Raw genomic sequence first — 19,339 nt, 5'->3', positions numbered from 1 at the left:
GAGCAAATAATCGCTGCTTATTCACCCAATCAGCAATTTTGATGAAATGTTCCTCCGCCAGGCGCTGCGATCAAGGGATTTCACGCGCGGAGGATCGCGGTGCGCGAAAAATGTCGCGGCACCGTGTGGCAAGCCGAATGCTTCAGAAGATAATGAGCGATCAACCGCCGCGGAGGATCGGCAAAAACATTCGGCAGAGGCGTGCGCGCCGCCTCTAATGTGTCTGCCGAGAGGTCAGAATCTTGCGCAGGAGAGGACCTGCACGATCAGCGACAATGCTTGGAAATGGTGCCCAGGAAAGGACTCGAACCTTCACGCCTTGCAGCACAGGTACCTGAAACCTGCGTGTCTACCAATTCCACCACCTGGGCGTGGGGCGGTTAGTAAGGATCGGCCGCACGCTTGTCAAATTCCGAGGAAATTTCCCCCGGCGGGTGGCACCATGGCCCCTGTACAGCCAATGACCGATGGCGTATCGCAAAATCCGCAAATGCCCGCGCGGCTTACCTTTATCGAGGCAGGAATTCGACCATGACAGCCCCCATCGACACCCTCGTCACCGTATTCGGCGGATCGGGTTTCCTCGGCCGTCATGTGGTCCGGGCGCTGGCGCAGCGGGATTACCGGCTGCGCGTCGGCGTACGCCGGCCTGAACTCGCCGGTCACCTCCAGCCGCTCGGCAAGGTCGGCCAGATCAACCCGGTCCAGGCCAATATCCGCTACCCGGCCTCGATCGAGGCGGCGGTGCGCGGCGCGCATGTCGTGGTCAATCTGGTTGGCATTCTCTCGGAAGGCGGCGCCCAGCGCTTCAACCGGGTGCACGCGCACGGCGCGCACGCCATCGCGGAAGCCGCCGCGAAAATCGGCGCCCGCATGGTGCATGTGTCGGCAATCGGCGCCGACGTCAATTCCACCTCGCGCTACGCTGTCTCGAAGGCGTTCGGCGAACAGGCGGTGCTGGACGCCGTACCCGGTGCGACCATCATCCGCCCCTCCATCGTGTTCGGGCCCGAGGATCATTTCGCCAACCGCTTCGCCGCGCTGGCGCGGTTGCTCCCGGTGCTGCCGCTGATCGGCGCGGATACCAAACTGCAGCCGGTCTATGTCGGCGACGTCGCCACCGCGATCGCCGATGCCGTCGATGGCAAGACCAAGCCGGGTGCGGCTTACGAGCTTGGCGGGCCGGAAGTGGTCACGATGCGCGAGGCGGTTCAACTGATCCTGCGGATTGCCGAGCGCGATCCGACGCTGATGCCGCTGCCGTTCGGGCTCGCGAAACTCAAAGCGGCGTTCCTGCAATTCGCGCCGGGCGATCTCAAGCTGACGCCCGATCAGGTCGAACTGCTCAAGTCCGATAATTTGGTGTCGGATGCGGCCAGGAGCGCGGGCCTGACGCTGGAAGGCCTCGGCATCGCGCCGGAATCGATGTCAGCCGTGCTGCCATCCTATCTGTGGCGCTTCCGCAAGACCGGCCAGTTCGCCCACAAGAACACTTAAAGCCTCACGCCCCCAGCGCCAGCGCGACCAGACCGAGCGTGCCGACGATCACACGCCACCAGGCGAAGAACGTAAAGCCGTTGCGCGTGACGAAATCGAGGAACGTCTTCACCACGATGATCGCGGTGATGAACGACACCACAAAGCCGACCACGATGATCAGCGCGTGATCCATCGTCATGTCGGCGCGATCCTTGTAGACATCGTAGGCGAACGCGCCGATCATGGTCGGGATCGCAAGGAAGAACGAGAACTCCGCCGCCGAGCGCTTGTCGGCGCCGAACAGCATCGCCGCCACGATCGAGGCGCCGGAACGCGACACGCCCGGAACCATCGCCGCGCATTGCGCGATGCCGATGCCGAGATACATCGGCAGCGGAAACGTCATGGCGTTGTGATGGCGCGGATTGACGTCCTGCTGATCGACCCACAACAACACCGCGCCGCCCGCGATCAGCGAGAAGCACACCACCCACGGATTGAACAGCACCGCCTTGATGAAATGGCCGAAGATCAGGCCGAGCACCACGGCAGGTAAAAATGCGACCAGCACGCCGATCACGAACCGCCGTGCGGCGGGATCGGTGAACATGTGGGTCGCGACATGCCACAGCCGCTGGAAGTAGATCACCAGAATGGCCAGAATCGCGCCGAGCTGAATCAGCACCGCGAACGTCTTCCAGAAATTTTCCTGGTCGAGATTGAAGATACGCTCTGCCAGCAGCAAATGGCCGGTGGATGAGACCGGCAGGAACTCGGTGACGCCCTCCACGATGCCGAGGAACAGCGCCTTCAGAAGATCAGCCAACATTGGGAAAATCCATCGTGCCGGGAGGGCCCGCGCGTTTGTGACTTATTCGATGACCCCCCGCAATGCGGAAAACACGCAAAGATACCTTGCCCCCGGCTCGCGCTCGGTTAGGTTCGACACCTTGCTCGCGGGCCGCCACCAAGCGAGAGCAGAAAGCCTTTTTTAAGGCTCTCTTTAAGAATCTTCCGGCTAACACGGTGCCTATGATTACCCTTTTCCATCACGCCTTCTGCCCCCATTCACGTTTCATCCGTCTCGCGCTCGGCGAATACGGACTGGAATCCGAACTCGTCGAAGAGCGGATATGGGAGCGCGACGAGGCGTTTCTGGCGATGAACCCGGCAGGCACCACGCCGGTGATGATGCTCGACGGCCAGCCGCCCATTCCGGGCGCCGCGATCATCGCCGAATATCTCGACGAGACGCATGGCCAGCGGCTTGGCGAGCGCCGCCTGATGCCCGCCACCTCAGCCGGCCGCATCGAAGTCCGGCGGCTGATGTCGTGGTTCAACGACAAATTCTATGACGAGGTCAGCGGACCGCTCGTCACCGAGCGCGTCTACAAGCGCTTCATGACCGCCGAACAGGGTGGCGGCGCGCCTTCGACCGAGGTGATGCGCGCGGCACGCTCCAACCTGCGCTATCATCTGGCCTATATCGGCTGGCTCGCGCGGACGCGGAATTTTCTCGCCGGCGACCGGCCGACCTATGCCGACCTCGCCGCCGCGGCGCATCTGTCGGCGATCGATTATCTCGGCGACGTGCCGTGGACCGAGGATGACGCCGCGAAAGCCTGGTATGTGCGCATCAAGTCGCGCCCCTCGTTCCGCCCGCTGCTGAACGAATGGCTCCCCGGCCTGCCCGCGCCCGCGCATTACATCGATCTGGATTTTTGACAATCGTCATTCCGGACGGCGAGCGAACGCGAGCCGATCCGGAATCCAGACATGAGAAAAAAGATTCCGGGTTCGCTCGCTTTGCTCGCGCCCCGGAATGACGCTTAAACCAACCTCACCCTTCCGCCAATTCCGTCACTGCCGCGAGGATGCGCGCGATGTCCTGCGGCCGCGACAGGCGGTGATCGCCGTCCTGCACCAGCGTCAGCACCACGTCGTCGCTCGGCAAACAGTGCGTGAGCTTGAAGGCGTGCTGCCAGGGCACATCCTCGTCCTGCACGCCTTGCAGGATGCGGATGGGACAACCAAAATCGAGCATGCCGTCGAGCAGGAGATGGTTGCGTCCCTCCTCGATCAGTCGTTTCGTAATCGGATAGGGATCGCCGTAGTCGGACGGGCGATACCACACGCCGTTGCGCGCGATCTCCTCGCGCATCTGCGGCGTGAAGCGTGCCCACATCAGATCTTCGGTAAAGTCCGGCGCGGGCGCGATCAGCACGAGGCCCTTCAGCTTCGCGCGTGATTTGGCTTTTTGCGCCGTCATTGCGCGCGCGGCCAGCAGCGCCATCCAGCCGCCCATCGAGGAGCCGATCAGAACCTGCGGGCCATCGCAGCAGGCCTCGATCACGGCGAGGCTTTCCTCCAGCCAGGCGCCGATGGTGCCGTCCTTGAAGTCGCCGCTGGATTCGCCATGGCCGGAATAATCGAACCGGATACAGGCGCGGCCGTGGCTTGCCGCATAGGCGTCGAGTTCGCGCGCCTTGGTGCCCAGCATGTCCGACTTGAATCCGCCGAGCCAGACGAGGCCCGGGCCGCGGCCTTCGCGGCGGCGCACCGCGATCCGGCGCTCGCCATGCGACGTTCTGACATCGATAAAGTCAGGCGGAAGATCGGCGGAAGGGGTCATCGGACAGCCATCATGAAAATTTTGTGGTTCGGTTCTATCGTGCCATCATGATTGGCCGTGTTATTGATGGTGCGATCATGTTCGTCAACGCTCCGGTCACTCTTCCTTCGCATTGCTTCAATCCGCCGCCGGCCGCGCTGCGCGCCCGCCGCGCGCCGATTGCAGTGGTCTGAACGAGATATGCCTCCGATGCCGGACCCTTCCACGGCCAGACAGCACTTTTTGTCCAGTGCGCCCGACGGGACCGCAGATCGGGACGAAATGGCCCGGCCTTCCGGACAAAACCCTCAAACCCGCGCACTCACCGTTCTGATCGCCGTGCCGACGCTGGAATCCGGCGCGTCCGATCTCAATGCGCTGGCGCTCACGCAATATCTCGCCAGCCACGGCCATCACCCGATCGTGGTGTCACAAGGCGGCCGCCTCGTGCCTGAACTGCTGGCGGCGGGTGGCGAATTCATCGAGATGGATGTCACGAGCCGCAATCCTTACCGGATGCTGCATTGCGTGCGGCAATTGTCGCGGCTGATCGCGAGCCGTCGCTGCGACATCGTCCACGCGCTCGGCCGCGCGCCGGGATGGAGCGGCTATCTCGCCGCGCGCGCGCAGCGGCGTCCGTTCGTCACCACATGGTTCAAAGGTTTCCGCGAGCAGAACCGGCTCAAGCGATTCTACAACAGCGTCATGGTGCGCGGCGACCGCATCATCGCCGCGAGCGACGATCTCGCCGACCTCATCCGCGACCGTTATCCAGCCGTACGCACGAGGATCACCACGCTGCCGCTCGGCTTCGATGCAACCACCTTCGATCCCGACAGCGTCACCGCGGAGCGCATCGCGCACATCCGCCACGCCTTCGGCGCGGGGCCCGACACCCGCATCATCCTCGCGCCGGGCCGCATGGTCCGCCGCAAGGGCCACCACCACATCGTACAGGCCGCCGCATGGATGAAGGCCGCCGGGGTGAAGGATTTCCTGATCGCCTTCACCGGCGAGGATCAGGGCCGCACCCATTTCACCGGACAATTGTGGGATCTCGTGCTCTCGACAGGGACCACCGACGTGGTGCGCTTCGCGGGGCTCAGCGACGATCTCCCGGCGGCGCTTGCGGTCTCCGCGGCGGCGGTGTTCGCCTCGACCCAGCCGGAAGGCGCGTTGCGCACCATTCTCGCGGCGCAGGCGATGGGCGTCCCGGTCGCCGCTTCCGACCTCGCCGCCGGTTCCAGCCTGATGCTGTCGCCGCCGGCCGTCAGCGAGGATCGCATGACAGGCCTGCGTTTCCCCTCCGGCGACATCGAGGCCATGGCAACAGCGTTAACGCGCCTTCTGAACCTGTCGGAGCCGGAGCGGCAGGCCATGGGCGCGCGCGGCCAGGCGTGGGTTTCCGACCTGCAGGAGCCCGCGGCAGTTGCCGAACAGACCCTTCGCCTCTACATGGAACTGACACAGGCACGCGCACCGTGACTGGAATGCGGCTCTCCGGGTTTTTCGCGTGAGCCGTCCTCCGTCGCCTTGCTCGCGCCGAAGAATTCCTTCAAAATCACCGCTTCTTTCAACAATCGTGGAGACCTTCCCATTCGCCGTCCCAACAGAGCCCCGCCCACAGTCGCCAAAGACGGGCCCCGCACCAATGATGAGATCCGCAATCTCGAAGTCCAACTGATCGACCAGCACGGCGTCAACGTCGGCGTCACCGAGACATCGGTCGCCGTGAAGATGGCGATGGATGCCGGCATGGATCTCGTGGAGATTTCGCCGAACAACAACCCGCCAGTCTGCAAGATCATGGACTACGGGAAGTACAAGTTTCAGGCCCAGAAAAAGGCCGCCGAAGCGCGCAAGAAGCAGAAGATCGTCGAGATCAAGGAGATCAAGCTCCGCCCGATGATCGACGACCACGACTACGACGTGAAGATGCGCGCGATGCTTCGCTTCTTCGAGGAAGGCGACAAGGTCAAGATCACGCTGCGTTATCGCGGCCGTGAAATGGCTCACCAGGAGATCGGCACCAAGCTGCTCGACAAGGTGAAGGCCGCCGTCGCCGATATCGCCAAGGTGGAGCAGGACGCGAGGTTCGAAGGCCGTCAGGTCGTGATGGTGCTTGCGCCGCGCTGAGCATCGGACTTCAGCCGCCGAGACAAGAAAAGGCGCCCAACGGGGCGCCTTTTTCAGTGTGGGGAACTCAAAACGATCCGCTCAGAAGCCCCGCGCGATCAGCGCTCCGATCACCAGCGCGCCCGCGCCGAGCCATGCGGCCAGACGGGCGGTATCGGCTTGAATCGCGGCAACCTTGGCCCTGGAGCGGCTCCTTGTCTTCGGCATTTCAAATCCTTCCGTCTCGGTGACACCGAAAATATGGGGTTTCGGGGCGATTCTCCAATGCGGCATAACATGCGCAGGCCTCATGGCAGGATGGCGGCAGACGCCGGTTCGTAGCGTTTTCAAGCGAGGTGGAACCCGGTTCGCGTGAAGAAAACGCGTCACCCCCAAAAGCGTAGAGTCTGCCGCCGTTTCCATGAAACGGCGGCAGACTCCAGCGTTGCAAACCGGGCCTTCCTCTGCCATAAGCCCCATCTCATCGCCCGGCTGATCAAGGGCTGCCGTGGCGATGTTTTTGCTGGCTTTGCCGTACGGGCAAATATCCCAAGCAATTCAACGCTCTAACGAGCATTTAGTCGCCCCGGCGAGCCGTTTCGGCGCGCGGATGGCGGTATCTAAGGAGAGCCAAATGCCCAAGCTGAAGACCAAGTCGGGCGCCAAAAAGCGCTTCAAAGTGACCGGAACAGGCAAGGTGGTGTCGGCCCATGCGGGCAAGCGCCACGGCATGATCAAGCGGACCAAGAAGCAGATCCGCCAGTTGCGCGGCACGCGCGTCCTGTTCAAGACCGACGGCGACAACATCAAGCAGTACTTCCTGCCAAACGCCTGATCCACTTACGCCGCGTCCGCGCGGCGGTCTGTCACCACTCACATTTTCAGATTTAGGAGATCAGTCATGGCACGCGTCAAACGCGGTGTGACGGCTCACGCCAAGCACAAGAAAGTCTACAAGGCCGCCGAAGGTTTTCGCGGTCGTCGCAAGAACACCATCCGCGCCGCAAAGGCCGCCGTCGACAAGGCCGGCCAGTACGCCTTCGTCGGCCGCAAGCTGAAGAAGCGCAATTTCCGCGCACTCTGGATCCAGCGCATCAACGCGGCGGTTCGTCCGTTCGGCCTGACCTACAGCCGATTTATCAACGGCCTCGCCAAGTCGGGCGTCGTTGTCGATCGCAAGGTGCTGTCGGATCTCGCCATCCACGAGCCGGCGGCGTTCCAGGCGATTGCCGAAAAGGCCAAAGCCGCTCTCGCGGCGTAAGGTGGCCTCGGCCGTGCGCGGCCAAGGTCAGCCTGAAGGCTTGCCCCTCTTGCACGAGGCCGGGATGACCGGGACGCCCTGAGGCGTCCCGCTCCGTTCGGCTGGGCCGATTGCACCCCGCCGGGCGGTTTCAAATGAACCGTTCTGCTGGGGCTCTGCATGTCCAATCTCGCCGCACTCGAATCCGAAATCCTGAACCAGATCGCAGCCGCTTCCGATGAAGCTGCTCTCGAAGCCGTGCGCGTCGCCGCGCTCGGCAAGAAGGGATCGATCTCCGCGCTCTTGTCCACGCTTGGCAAGATGTCGCCGGACGAGCGCAAGACCGAAGGTGCTGCGATCAACGCCGCCAAGGACAAGGTAACGGCGGCGCTCACTGCGCGGCGCGACGTTCTGAAAAACGCGGCCCTCGATGCGCGGCTTGCGTCGGAAACCATCGACGTCACGCTGCCGACCCGCGAGACGCCCGCCGAGCAAGGACGCATCCATCCGATTAGCCAGGTGATGGACGAACTCACCGCGATCTTCGCCGACATGGGCTTCTCGATCGCCGAAGGGCCGGACATCGAGACCGACGATTACAATTTCACCAAGCTGAACTTCCCCGAAGGCCATCCGGCGCGGGAGATGCACGACACCTTCTTCTTCAACCGCAAGGAGGACGGCTCGCGCCCGCTGTTGCGCACCCACACCTCGCCGGTGCAGGTGCGCACCATGCTGTCACAAAAGCCGCCGATCCGCGTGATCTGCCCCGGCCGCACCTATCGCTGCGATAGCGACCAGACCCACACGCCGATGTTTCATCAGGTCGAAGGCCTTGTCATCGACAAGGGTTCGCACCTTGGTCACCTGAAATGGATTCTCGCGGAGTTCTGCAAGGCGTTCTTCGAGGTCGATAACGTCAACATGCGTTTCCGCCCCTCCTTCTTCCCCTTCACCGAGCCGTCGATGGAAGTCGACATCCAGTGCCGTCGCGGCAAGAACGACATCCGTTTCGGCGAAGGCGAGGACTGGCTGGAGATTCTCGGCTGCGGCATGGTGCATCCGAACGTGCTGCGCAACTGCGGCATCGATCCGGATGAGTATCAGGGCTTCGCCTGGGGCATGGGCATCGATCGCATCGCGATGCTGAAATACGGCATCAGCGATCTGCGGCAGATGTTCGAGGGCGACGTGCGCTGGCTCAACCATTACGGATTCAAGCCGCTCGATGTGCCCACGCTGGCCGGAGGGCTGTCGTCATGAAATTCACCCTCTCCTGGCTGAAAGAACATCTCGACACCACCGAGCCGGTCGAGAAGCTCGCCGAGACGCTGACCATGATCGGCCTAGAGGTCGAACACCTCGAGGATAAGGCGAAGGCGCTGGCGCCTTACGTCATCGCCAAGGTCATCACCGCCGAACAGCATCCCAACGCCGACCGTCTGCGCGTGTGCATGGTCGATACCGGAGAAGGTGCGCCGATTCAGGTGGTCTGCGGCGCGCCGAACGCGCGCGCGGGATTGGTCAGCGTGTTCGCGCCGCCGGGCACCTACATTCCCGGCAAGGACATCACGCTCGGCATCGGCAATATTCGCGGCGTCGAGAGCCGCGGCATGCTGTGCTCGGCCGCCGAACTTGAACTCTCCGAAGATCACGACGGCATCATCGAACTGCCTGGCGACGCGCCCGTCGGCAAGCCTTACGCGGAATGGGCCGGCCTCGGCGATCCGGTGATCGAAATTAACCTGACGCCGAACCGCGCGGACGCGACCGGCGTGCACGGCATCGCGCGCGACCTCGGCGCGGCCGACATGGGCAAGTTTCACAACGATGCGCCGAAGCCGATCAAGGGTACGTTCGCAGCACCCGCGGCGGTGACGGTTGAAGACGCCACGCTGTGCCCCGGCTTCGCATTGCGCCTTGTGCGTGGCGTGAAGAACGGGCCGTCGCCGGAATGGCTGCAGCGTCGCCTGACGTCCATCGGACTGCGCCCGATCAACGCGCTGGTCGACATCACCAACTTCATGACCTTCGACCGTGGCCGCCCATTGCATGTGTTCGACGCCGCCAAGGTGAAGGGCAGCCTCGTCGTGCGCCGCGCCAAGGCGGGCGAGAGTCTTGTTGCGCTCGACGGCAAGACCTACGCACTCGACAACACCATGTGCGTGATCGCCGACGACACCGGTGTGGAGTCGCTCGCGGGCATCATGGGCGGTGAGGCCACCGGCTGCGATGAGAATACGACCGACGTGCTGATCGAATCGGCGCTGTGGAACGAGATCAACATCGCCCAGACCGGCCGCAAGCTCGGCATCAATTCCGATGCGCGCTACCGTTTCGAGCGCGGCGTCGATCCGGCCTTCATGGTGCCGGGGCTGGAGTTGGCCACCAAGCTCGTGCTCGACATCTGTGGCGGCGAGCCGTCCGAGATCGCGCTCACGGGCAAGCCTTACGGCGACGACCGCATGATCGAATTCCCGATCGACGAGGTGAAGCGCCTCTCCGGGATCGACGTGCCGCTCACCGACATCAAGCGTCACCTCACCCATCTCGGCTTCATGGTCGCGGGTCAGGGGCCCGTGGTGAAGATCGCGGTGCCGTCGTGGCGCGCCGATGTCACCGGCAAGGCCGACATCGTGGAGGAGATCGTCCGCATCATCGGCGTAGATCGCGTGCCGCTGACGCCGTTTCCGCGTGGCGACGCGCCGCGCAAGCCCGTTCTGACCGCATTGCAACTCCGCACCCGCCGCGCCAAGCGCGCGCTGGCGGCGCGCGGCATGGTCGAGGCCGTGACGTGGTCGTTCCTCTCCAAAACACAGGCCGAGTTATTCGGCGGCGGCAAGCCAGAACTCGCGCTCGCCAACCCGATTGCGTCCGATCTGTCCGATATGCGGCCCTCCCTGGTGCCGGGCCTGATCGCGGCGGCACAGGCCAACGCGGATCGCGGCTTTGGCGATGTCGCTTTGTTCGAGGTCGGACAGGTGTTTCTCGGCGACCAGCCTGAGCAGCAGTTCACCGCCGCGACCGGCGTGCGCCGCGCGATGGCGTCATCCAAGGGCTTTGGCCGCGCGTGGTCCGGTTCGTGGACCGTTGACGCGTTCGATGCCAAGGCCGATGCGCTCGCCGTGCTCGCCGCCTGTGGCGCGCCGATGCAAGCGTTGCAGATCGTGCCTTGCCGCGAAGCAAAGAACGCGCCGCAATGGCTGCATCCGGGCCGCTCAGCCACGATCCAGATCGGACCGCAGAACGTGCTCGGCCATTTCGGCGAACTGCACCCGCGCGTGCTGGATGCGCTCAAGGCCGATGGGCCGCTGGTCGCGTTTGAAGTGCTGCTCGACCGCCTGCCGGAGCCGAAGGCGCGCGCCACGCGCGCCAAGCCGCAGCTTGAACTCGCAGCATTCCAGCCGGTGTCGCGCGACTTCGCGTTCCTCACCGACCACAACGTCAAGGCTGCCGACATCATCCGCGCCGCGCAGGGCGTGGACAAGAAGCTCATCACCGATGTGACGCTGTTCGACGTCTATGACGGCAAGGGCATTCCCGAAGGCAAGAAGTCGGTCGCGATCGCGGTGACGCTGCAGCCGCGCGAGAAGACGCTCACCGATCAGGACATCGAGGCGGTCGCCACGAAGATCGTCGCGGAAGTGACGAAGAAAACCGGCAGCACGCTGCGGGAGTAAATCCCGCAGCCGATGCGCGTTCAGCGTCGCTCCATCATGGCCGCGGCGGCCGCCGGAGCCATGTCCGCGTCGTCGTGTCCCGCGCCGGGCACTTCGCGCAAATGCCAGGCGAACTTCGCGCCGATGCGCTTGGCGTCCGCAGCCGCGCGGTTGAAGTAGAAATGGCCGCGCGCAAAACGGGTCGTGCCCTGCGCACTGGTTTCCCTGTTGTTGCGGATGATGCCGCCGGTCTGCACGTCGGCCTGTCCGAGCAGCAGCACGAAATCGGTCGCGAATGCGCCGCGCAGCGTCGCCGGGGTAATCGACGTGCCCTGAATGCCGTAAGGATATTTGAATTCGTCATCCGGCAGCATGTACCAGCCGGGATTCGCCGCAACCGCGCGCGCGATGTAACGGCCGCCGCTGTGGAGCACGTAACGCTGCACCCATTGCGCGCCGCCGCCATGCCCGAAAATGGAAAAGCGCTGGCGATGGCTGCCGGTCATGGCGACCGCGCGCTTAAACGCCATCTCGACCACGGCGAAACCTGAATCCTCCCACGGCACCGGCTTCAGCGATTTCGTCATGACGTTGCCGAACTGGAATTGCCACGAGGTCGGCCACGACTGCTCGACGAATTCCGGCACCAGCAGCAGCGCGCCTGCCTTTTCGGCCAGCGGCGCCCAGGTATCGTAATAGTCGAACGCGCTGTGCTCGGCGACATCGCGCTTCTGGCCGTGGATCACAACCCAGATCGGGCTGTTCGGCGTAAAGGATTTTGGGCGGTAGGTGAAGACGTTCACCGGTCCGCGCTTGACGACGAGCCTGAACTCGCCCTCGCCGACCGGAATGGTCTTGTTCTCCTGCGCGAAGGCGTCGTTTGTCTGCGCGGCGGCGCTGCGCACCTGCACCATCCCGCCGATGCATGACGCCAGCACAGCGACGCAGGCGGCGGAAACCAACTTCTTTGTCTTGCTCATATCCCTGCCCTGACTCAAACGGTGCCGCTGCTGGAGATTGTCCGGTTAGAATTTGATCCGTATGCCCGAGAACACAAGGTTGATGTCCTTGATCGGCGCCGGCGATGCGATGGCTCCGCCCGGCGCGCTGCTGCTGTCGCGCAGGCCCTGGATGTTGAAGGAATAGTGGCGATAGCCGAGATAGACCTGCGTGTTGTAGGCGTCGATATCCTGCATCACGCCTGCGCCGACCATGTTCAGCTCGCTCGAGGTGACGACCTTCGGGCCGCCTTCGCGCAGGCCGGTCAGACCATCCTTGGCGAGCGCCGTTTCCGCATAGAACTTGGTGTCGCCGAGCGAGGTGAATTCCCTGCGCAGGCCGGTCTTCAGATATCCATAGTTCAGGTCCGGACGAACGGTTCCGGGAATGACGTTGCCGAGAACGTCGACCATGTTCTCGCCGAACACCGCCTGGTTCGACGTATCGAAGCCGCCGTACTGGCGCTTGACGAAAGCCGTGGTCACGAACAGGCCCGTCGGATTGTGAAGGAGGCTGGCGCTGCCTTTCACCTCACGCCGGTCCTGCGTGAAGCCGAGCACCGCACGCGAGCCTGCATCGGTGTCGCGCAGATAGCCAACGCCTGCGCGGAAACGCCAGGTGGGAAGCTCGACGTGATAATTCAATGCCACGTCCCAGAACCGCTCCCAGCCCGCCACGCCGAAGCTGAAGCCTTTGTACTCCGGCGTCTCGTAATGCACGGCGCTGCGGCGCAGGGTATCGATCGTCGCGCCGCCGACGAAATCGCCGATCGAGGTGCGGGTGATGAGACTACCCGTACCGGTATCGAGCGCATCGGCCGCGCGCAGCATGAGGTTGCCGCCGATCATCGCGATATTCGCCGACGCCGCGCCGTTGGTTTCGCTGAGGTCGTTCAGGACGACGCCGTCGGTTGCTGTTGAGGTATGACCGACAGTGATCTTGCCATAGCGATTGCTGCGGATGAACCAGTCGAGATAGCGCAGATCAGGTGCCCAGCTTGTTTCGCCGCCGGGCAGATCCTGACTGACCGAAATGGAGCGGGCCTGAAGGAAGCCCATCTCGGCGTGGAAACCTGTGGTCCAGCCGCGCGCGATCTCGGCAGCGCCGCGAGCGCCGAAGATGGAAGGCGCCGAATAGTTATCGACGACGCGGGTCTTGCTCTGAACACCGTCGTCCCACGACAAGGCCATGCGGTTGATTTCACCGTAGACCATGAAGGGCAGCGGCGTCGCGCCCTGACTCTCCAGCATCTTCGTTTCCAGATAGCGCTTGCGCATCGGCGGCGGCGAGAACTTCGCGAGCGTATCGAGATCGACGCTCACACCGGCCTGCAGGCCGTAATAGAAAATGCGGTCCTTCGCCCGCACATTACGGTCGCTCAGATCCGTCACGGTCGCATATTGCGGAAACGCGGTGCTGACATTGTTCAGCCAGAGAAACGTGCCGCCCGCGGTGAGCTTCACGCCTTGCATCAGAGGGACTTCGATGCGCGGATTGAGCTCGTAGCCTTGCGCGAACGCGGTATCGTTGGTGAAGTTCTGCAGGGCGCGCGACTGGGTCTGGTTGCGCGAAATGTACGAGCGCTCGCGCTCGACCATGTTGGCGAAAAGCCCGACCTTGGCGCTGCCGCCGATCTTGATGCCGCCGCCAATGTCGAACATGCCCTCGAACCCGATCTGCGGGCCGAGCAGGAAGTTGCGGGTCTGCACCGTGACGGCATCGATCGCCGTTGTAGAATTGAACTTCGTGGTGACCGAGTTGAGGTCATCACCGAGATAGATGGACCTCACGCCGAGCATCAGGCCGGGAATACCGAACACGGACTTCGCGTTCGCCTCGGCGCCGAACAACTGGCTGCTGTGGTTGAGATAAAGCTTATCGATCGTTTGCGAGTTGGTGTAGTTGAACGGCGCGCCACCGGGATTGAGGCTGGGATCGGCGTAAGTCGTGTTGGTGCGGATCGAAGACGTGCCGCTGCCAGTGCTGAGTCCGCTCAGCGTCAGCTCATTCCGGAATGGCGCCGAATAGAACGCGGAAAACTCGACCGGCGTATCGAAAAGCTCGGCGTCGATGGTCGCTCTAAATCCGGGCGTCGTCTTGTTTCCGCTGTCGACGATGGACGACGACACCGGCACGAAGCGCGAGGGGCCGTTTGCCACCGTCAGCGCAGTCCCTCCCGGTCCCTTGCGCTGAAGCATCAGGTATTCGATGCGCAACCGGGTCGCAGGATCGTCGGTCCAGAGCTTTGGCGCTTTATAGATGCCCGCTTCAACCCCGGGCTGAGGAGTCGTGCTGAAATTCAGGGTCGGAAGCGTGAACCAGGACGGCGGCAGGATCGCGCCGTCCTGCGCTTTCGCGAGGCTCGTCGTGTTCAGCAGGCCGAGCGCGGCCACCAGACTGCCGGCCGCAACGCCACACCGATAATTCGCGCGAGTTCTGGCGAATTTTGCCTTGGTACGCATGCCCCTCATCCCCGCCTTGGATGCCTGTTAAAACAGCACCCGCTTCCCCCCGAAGCGTTCTTTTGTTGGGGTCATTGTCCGTGAGGGGTTTTCAAAAGAAAATTTGAAATAAGGCAATACTTGCTACGAAAAGCGGAATGGTTGCCTAAATATATAATAATATCAATTATTTGGTGATTATGATAAATATTGCCAAAGGGTAAATGGCGATGCCGGGCAGTCACAAGCCGGCATCCGCCTGAGCCTCAATCGAGCGCCTCGATGGAATTGGCGTAGTCCGGGCCTCGCGCGCGCAATTGGGCAACGATCCGCTTCAGGCAATCGAGAAAATGCAGCGCATGCGGCGAGAGCGTCGCGCCACGCTGATAGATGCAGCCGAAGGAAATCCAGCGCGCGGGCTCGATCGGCCGCAGCGTGAGGCCTTTCAGATCGATCGCCTGCGCGCAGACACGATCCAGCACCGCGATGCCCGCGCCGTCGCGCACCATCTGGCACGCCATCAGCGAGGAGCGTGTCTCCACCGTGTAACTCGGCACCGCGCCACCGGAGCGGAAGAAATCATCGACCTGCTGACGCCAGATCTGGTTCGGCCATAGCCCGAGCATCGGATAGGGCGCAAGATCGGATGCCGTGAGCTGTTCTTTTTCAGCGAGCGGATGGTCCTCCGGCAGCAGCGCTTCGGCGCGAACGCGCATCAAAGGCTTGTTGTCGATTTCGATCAGCGAATGCGAAACGGGAAGCGAGACGATGCCGAGATCGTAGCGCCGCGTGCCGATGCGGTTTTCGAGATCGAAGCGCGACTGGATATCGACGATGCAGCGAACGCCGGGCGCTTCCTTCTGCATCAGGGCGAGCGCGGGCGACACTAGTCCCTGCCCGATGCGCGGCGCGGTGACGAGACGGAAATTGCCGCCAGTCTTGGCCTTGATGTCTTCGATGATGCGCGGGATTTCGTCGAACCCCGCGAGCAGATGTTCGGCCTGCCGGTAGAAAGCCTCGCCTTCCGGCGTCAGTGTCAGCCGACGCCGCGTGCGATAAAACAGTTGCAGCTTGGCTTCATGCTCCAAAAGCGAGATCAGGCGGCTGACCGCGGGCTGGCTGAGGTGCAATGATTGAGCGGCGGTCGCGAGCGAGCCGTTGATGACGATCAGCCGGAATGCCTTCAGCGCCTTGATATTCATGCCGCCTCGATCCCATCAAGATATTGATATTACTTGATAAGCCTTCGAATCATCATAAACACGAAACCGTTCATTCGTTATTTCACATTTTGTTTCTTATCCGGCCCGCTAACATGGAGGAAGCCCGACAACAAGAGCGGACACCATGCGGAGAGGCGAAACCAGGGAGCGCGTGCGCGCGGCGATTGTCGCTGCGTGCCTGACGATCATCGGCGTGCAGGCCGCTTATGCGGGCCGCGCGGACGATACGCTTGTCGTCGCCATCGAAGGCGAGATCCCGACCCTCGATCATCTCTACACCACCGCGCGCGACACCATCGTCGTCTCCGAACTGACGGATGACGGGCTGTTCTATGTCGATCCCGACACGCTGGCCTATGTGCCGCTCGTTGCGGAGTCGTACGTGCAGGTCGACGACAAGACCATCGACGTCACGATCCGGCCCGGCGTGCGCTTTCACGACGGCTCGCCGCTGACCGCAGACGATGTCGTCTACACCTACAATTGGGTGATCGACCCTGCGACCAACACCAACCGCGGCCGCCTGATCGCGAACTGGCTCGGCAGCGTGGAACGCACCAGCCCGATGACCGTGCGCTTTCATCTAAAGCATCCCTATCCGCTGGCGATCCGCGACATGGCCTTCAGCGTCCAGTTGCGCAAGGCGGGCGCTTATCAGGGCGCCGACGGCAAGCCCGATCCGAACGCGGAAGCCTTGAAGCTCAACGGTGTCGGCCCCTACAAGGTGGTCGATTTCCAGCCCGGCAAGAGCGTGACGCTGCAGCGGTTCGAGGACTATTACGCCGCCAGCCCGAAGGGCCGCCCGGCGATCGAGACCGTGATCTTCCGCACCATTCCGGACCTCTCGACGCAGCAGGCGGAGCTTGTCAGCGGCACGGTGGACTGGATGTACAACGTGCCCGCCGATGTCGCGGCCAATATCGGTGCGACCGGCTACGCGGTTCACCTCACCGGCCCGACGCTGCGGGTGAATTTCATTCCGCTCGATGCCGCGGGCCTCACCGGCGCCGACAATCCACTGACCAAGCTCGACGTGCGCCGCGCCATGATCCACGCCATCAACCGGCAGGACATCGTCAAATATCTGGTGCAGGGCGACGCCGAAGTGATCGATTCCGCCTGTCACCCATTGCAGTTCGGCTGCGAGCAAGACGTGCGTAAATATCCTTACGATCCCGCCGAAGCCCGCCGCCTGCTCGCCAAGGCGGGTTACCCCGACGGCTTTGAGTTCGAATTGTGGGCCTATCGCGAGCGTCAGGTAGCGGAAGCCATCGCCGCCGATCTCGCGAAAGTGGGCATTCGTGCAAAGCTGCGGTTCGTAACGCTGACCACGCTCAACCAGGCACGCAAGAAGCACCGCGTGCCCGCCTTCTTCGCAAGCTGGGAATCCGGCAGCACCGCCGATACCGCGACCATTGCCGAGACGCACTGGTCGTTGAAGTCGGATCGCAATTTCTCGAACGATGCCGCCGTGGCGCGCAACATGGAAGCCGCCGCCAGGACCATCGATCCCAATGAGCGCAAGCACCTCTACAGCGAAGCGCTGCGCCGGATCGCCGACCAGGCCTACTGGATTCCGCTCTACACCTATTCGCAGAATTATCTCGTCTCGAAGGACCTCGCCTATCCGGTGCCGAAGGACGGACTGCCACGGCTGTTCCGCGCGCATTGGCGCCCAGCCAAAACTTCACCAGCCAAAGCCTCGTAAGGGACCATTCGATGCTTCGCTACGCATCCAAGCGCGTTGTCCTGGCCATCCTCGTGGCGCTCGCGGTGTCGTTCGCGGCGTTCCTGCTGTTGAGCGTCGCAACCGATCCAGCCTCCGCCATCGCGGGCGAAGGCGCGGAGCCCGAGGTGATCGAGCACATCCGCGAGCAGTTAGGGCTCAACCGTCCGCTGCTCGTGCAGTATGGAAGCTGGCTGCTGCATGTCTTCCACGGCGATTTCGGCACCAGCTATTACTGGCACCAGCCGGTGGGCATGCTGATCCTGCATCATCTGCCGGTGACGCTGACGCTGGCGCTTTCTGCAATCTTCGTCACGCTGATCGTCGCGATCCCGCTCGGCACCATCGCGGCGCTCTATCCGAATTCGCTGATCGACCGCCTCTCGCTCGGTATCGCCGTATCGGCGCAGGCGATGCCGTCGTTCTGGCTGGCGCTGGTGCTCATCATCCTGTTCGGCGTGATGATCCCGATTTTTCCGATTTCCGGCGATGCCCATGCCTGGAATTATGTGCTGCCCGCCATCGTGCTCGGCGCGCATTCCGTGCCCGCGGTGATGCGGCTGACGCGTGTGGGTGTGATGGATGTGATGGCGTCCGACTACATCCGCACCGCGCGCGCCAAAGGTTTCTACGGCTACCGGCTGTTGTCGCGGCAGGTGATGCGCAACGCGCTCTTGCCGGTCGTCAGCGTGCTCTCCGTGCAGCTCGGCTACAAGCTCGGCGGCTCGGTCGTCACCGAAACCGTATTCGCGATGAACGGGCTCGGCCGCTTCGCGCTGCAATCCATCGTCGGCGGCGACATCCCTACCGTGCAGATGCTGGTCGTGCTGTTCGCGATGACCTTCATCGGGCTGACGCTGCTCGCGGACCTCCTCAATGCGTGGCTCGATCCGCGCATCCGGCTGGCATGAGGCCGCGATGACCGAGATGGACCTCTCCTTCAAGGCCGCTGCCGCTTCCGAAACAGGCGGCGAATTGCTCGACGCCGCACCCGCGCAGCCGAAGATCTGGCGCAATATCCTGCACCACCCCGGCCTCATGCTCGGGCTTGTCATCCTTGCTAGCCTCGTGATCCTCGCCGCCTTCGCGCCGTGGATTTCGCCCTACAACCCCTACGACCAGCAACTGCCGCAGCGGCTGCTGCCGCCGGTCTGGGTACATGGCGGCAACGCCGCGCACCTGCTCGGCACCGATCACCTCGGCCGCGATTATCTCAGCCGCCTGATCTATGGCGCGCGCGTCTCGCTGCTGATCGGCTTCGGCGCGGCCAGCATCGGCTGCGTCATCGGCGTGACGCTCGGCATGTGCGCGGGCTTCTTCGGCGGCATCATCGACCGCATCGTCTCCTTCATCCTGACCTGCCAGCTCGCGCTGCCGGGCCTGTTGCTGGCGATGGCGCTGGTGTTTTTGATCGGCCCGTCGGTCGGCGTGGTGATCTGCGTGATCGGCTTCCTGCACTGGAGCTATTATCTGGTGGTGACGCGCGCGGCGACGCAGAAGATCCGCGATCTCGAATACATCACCGCTGCCCGCGCCATCGGCTCCAGCCGGCTGCAGATCATGGTCACGGAAATCCTGCCGAATCTGTTTAGCGAGATCATCGTGATCTTCTCGCTGGAAGTTGGTGTCGCGGTGCTGGCGGAAGCGGCGCTGTCGTTCCTCGGCGTCGGCATCCAGCCGCCGACCTCCTCGTGGGGCCTGATGATCGCGGAGGGCAAGGTGTCGGTGTTTCTGCGGCCCTGGCTCGTGATCCTGCCGGGCATGTTCATTTTCCTGCTTGTGCTCGCCGCCAATCTCGTCGGTGACGGATTGCGCGATCTCATGAGCAACGAGAGCAGAAGGTAGA

At 63.1% G+C, this 19,339-nt stretch carries 18 protein-coding genes and 1 tRNA gene; 12 read left to right on the top strand and 7 right to left on the bottom strand.

Features of this window, described 5'->3' with window-relative positions; genetic code table 11:
- Positions 1 to 286 precede the first annotated feature (286 nt).
- A tRNA-Leu gene (locus AFIDRAFT_RS08085) sits at positions 287 to 371 on the bottom strand.
- A gap of 160 nt (positions 372 to 531) precedes the next feature.
- Here AFIDRAFT_RS08085 and AFIDRAFT_RS08080 point away from each other — a divergent pair.
- Entirely contained in the window at positions 532 to 1,497 is a 966-nt protein-coding gene (locus AFIDRAFT_RS08080; protein ID WP_009338703.1) for a complex I NDUFA9 subunit family protein, read from the top strand.
- Between the two features lie 4 nt (positions 1,498 to 1,501).
- Here the strand turns inward: AFIDRAFT_RS08080 and AFIDRAFT_RS08075 are convergent, their stop codons facing one another.
- Positions 1,502 to 2,308: an undecaprenyl-diphosphate phosphatase gene (locus AFIDRAFT_RS08075; protein ID WP_009338702.1), complete on the bottom strand. Its 807-nt coding sequence runs from the start codon at positions 2,306 to 2,308 to the stop codon at positions 1,502 to 1,504.
- Positions 2,309 to 2,511: 203 nt separating this feature from the next.
- Between AFIDRAFT_RS08075 and AFIDRAFT_RS08070 the strand changes: the two genes are divergently transcribed.
- Positions 2,512 to 3,204, top strand: coding sequence for a glutathione S-transferase family protein (locus tag AFIDRAFT_RS08070; protein WP_009338701.1), 693 nt, complete (start codon positions 2,512 to 2,514; stop codon positions 3,202 to 3,204).
- 115 nt (positions 3,205 to 3,319) lie between these two features.
- Here AFIDRAFT_RS08070 and AFIDRAFT_RS08065 read toward each other — a convergent pair whose 3' ends face one another.
- On the bottom strand, positions 3,320 to 4,111 hold the full coding sequence (locus tag AFIDRAFT_RS08065) for an alpha/beta hydrolase (protein WP_009338700.1): 792 nt from the start codon (positions 4,109 to 4,111) through the stop codon (positions 3,320 to 3,322).
- 23 nt (positions 4,112 to 4,134) lie between these two features.
- Here AFIDRAFT_RS08065 and AFIDRAFT_RS19760 point away from each other — a divergent pair, with 23 nt between their 5' ends.
- The 3 genes from AFIDRAFT_RS19760 (at position 4,135) to infC (ending at position 6,226) form a co-directional block, all read left to right on the top strand.
- Complete coding sequence (locus AFIDRAFT_RS19760; RefSeq protein WP_156786858.1) at positions 4,135 to 4,284, top strand: hypothetical protein; 150 nt, start codon at positions 4,135 to 4,137, stop codon at positions 4,282 to 4,284.
- 88 nt (positions 4,285 to 4,372) lie between these two features.
- Positions 4,373 to 5,575 carry a glycosyltransferase gene (locus tag AFIDRAFT_RS08060; RefSeq protein ID WP_050789582.1) on the top strand — a complete coding sequence of 401 codons (1,203 nt, stop codon included), beginning with the start codon at positions 4,373 to 4,375 and terminating at the stop codon, positions 5,573 to 5,575.
- Between the two features lie 111 nt (positions 5,576 to 5,686).
- Entirely contained in the window at positions 5,687 to 6,226 is a 540-nt protein-coding gene (gene infC, locus AFIDRAFT_RS08055) for a translation initiation factor IF-3 (RefSeq protein WP_156186952.1), read from the top strand.
- An 81-nt stretch (positions 6,227 to 6,307) separates the two neighbouring features.
- Here infC and AFIDRAFT_RS20340 read toward each other — a convergent pair whose 3' ends face one another.
- Positions 6,308 to 6,433, bottom strand: a complete 126-nt coding sequence (locus tag AFIDRAFT_RS20340) for a hypothetical protein (protein WP_283804987.1) — start codon at positions 6,431 to 6,433, stop codon at positions 6,308 to 6,310.
- 406 nt (positions 6,434 to 6,839) lie between these two features.
- On the opposite strand from AFIDRAFT_RS20340, the gene rpmI reads away from it, so the two are divergent.
- From rpmI to pheT, 4 genes are all read left to right on the top strand, one after another.
- Positions 6,840 to 7,040, top strand: coding sequence for a 50S ribosomal protein L35 (gene rpmI, locus AFIDRAFT_RS08050; RefSeq protein WP_002717744.1), 201 nt, complete (start codon positions 6,840 to 6,842; stop codon positions 7,038 to 7,040).
- A 66-nt stretch (positions 7,041 to 7,106) separates the two neighbouring features.
- Positions 7,107 to 7,466, top strand: a complete 360-nt coding sequence (rplT, locus tag AFIDRAFT_RS08045) for a 50S ribosomal protein L20 (protein ID WP_009338696.1) — start codon at positions 7,107 to 7,109, stop codon at positions 7,464 to 7,466.
- 159 nt (positions 7,467 to 7,625) lie between these two features.
- Positions 7,626 to 8,708, top strand: a complete 1,083-nt coding sequence (gene pheS / locus AFIDRAFT_RS08040; protein WP_009338695.1) for a phenylalanine--tRNA ligase subunit alpha — start codon at positions 7,626 to 7,628, stop codon at positions 8,706 to 8,708.
- Positions 8,705 to 11,125, top strand: coding sequence for a phenylalanine--tRNA ligase subunit beta (gene pheT / locus AFIDRAFT_RS08035; RefSeq protein WP_009338694.1), 2,421 nt, complete (start codon positions 8,705 to 8,707; stop codon positions 11,123 to 11,125). The genes pheS and pheT overlap by 4 nt, the downstream gene beginning before the upstream one ends.
- A 20-nt stretch (positions 11,126 to 11,145) precedes the next feature.
- On the opposite strand, the gene AFIDRAFT_RS08030 is transcribed toward pheT, so the two are convergent.
- The 3 genes from AFIDRAFT_RS08030 to AFIDRAFT_RS08020 form a co-directional block, all read right to left on the bottom strand.
- The gene (locus AFIDRAFT_RS08030) at positions 11,146 to 12,084 is read right to left on the bottom strand and encodes a hypothetical protein (protein WP_009338693.1); all 939 of its coding nucleotides are present in this window, start codon (positions 12,082 to 12,084) and stop codon (positions 11,146 to 11,148) included.
- A 45-nt stretch (positions 12,085 to 12,129) separates the two neighbouring features.
- Positions 12,130 to 14,565, bottom strand: a complete 2,436-nt coding sequence (locus tag AFIDRAFT_RS08025) for a porin (RefSeq protein WP_009338692.1) — start codon at positions 14,563 to 14,565, stop codon at positions 12,130 to 12,132.
- Between the two features lie 245 nt (positions 14,566 to 14,810).
- Positions 14,811 to 15,746: a LysR family transcriptional regulator gene (locus tag AFIDRAFT_RS08020; RefSeq protein WP_009338691.1), complete on the bottom strand. Its 936-nt coding sequence runs from the start codon at positions 15,744 to 15,746 to the stop codon at positions 14,811 to 14,813.
- Positions 15,747 to 15,891: 145 nt separating this feature from the next.
- On the opposite strand from AFIDRAFT_RS08020, the gene AFIDRAFT_RS08015 reads away from it, so the two are divergent.
- Genes AFIDRAFT_RS08015 through AFIDRAFT_RS08005 form a run of 3 tightly spaced genes read left to right on the top strand, consistent with a single transcriptional unit; the run spans position 15,892 to position 19,338 of the window.
- A complete protein-coding gene (locus tag AFIDRAFT_RS08015; RefSeq protein ID WP_009338690.1) occupies positions 15,892 to 17,475 on the top strand; it encodes an ABC transporter substrate-binding protein in 1,584 nt (527 codons plus the stop codon).
- 11 nt (positions 17,476 to 17,486) lie between these two features.
- A complete protein-coding gene (locus AFIDRAFT_RS08010) occupies positions 17,487 to 18,404 on the top strand; it encodes an ABC transporter permease (protein ID WP_009338689.1) in 918 nt (305 codons plus the stop codon).
- 7 nt (positions 18,405 to 18,411) lie between these two features.
- Positions 18,412 to 19,338, top strand: a complete 927-nt coding sequence (locus AFIDRAFT_RS08005; RefSeq protein WP_009338688.1) for an ABC transporter permease — start codon at positions 18,412 to 18,414, stop codon at positions 19,336 to 19,338.
- Position 19,339: the final 1 nt, after the last annotated feature.

The organism is Afipia sp. 1NLS2 (assembly GCF_000178995.1).
GTDB lineage: Bacteria > Pseudomonadota > Alphaproteobacteria > Rhizobiales > Xanthobacteraceae > Afipia.
This window is presented reverse-complemented; position numbering and strand designations above follow the sequence as displayed.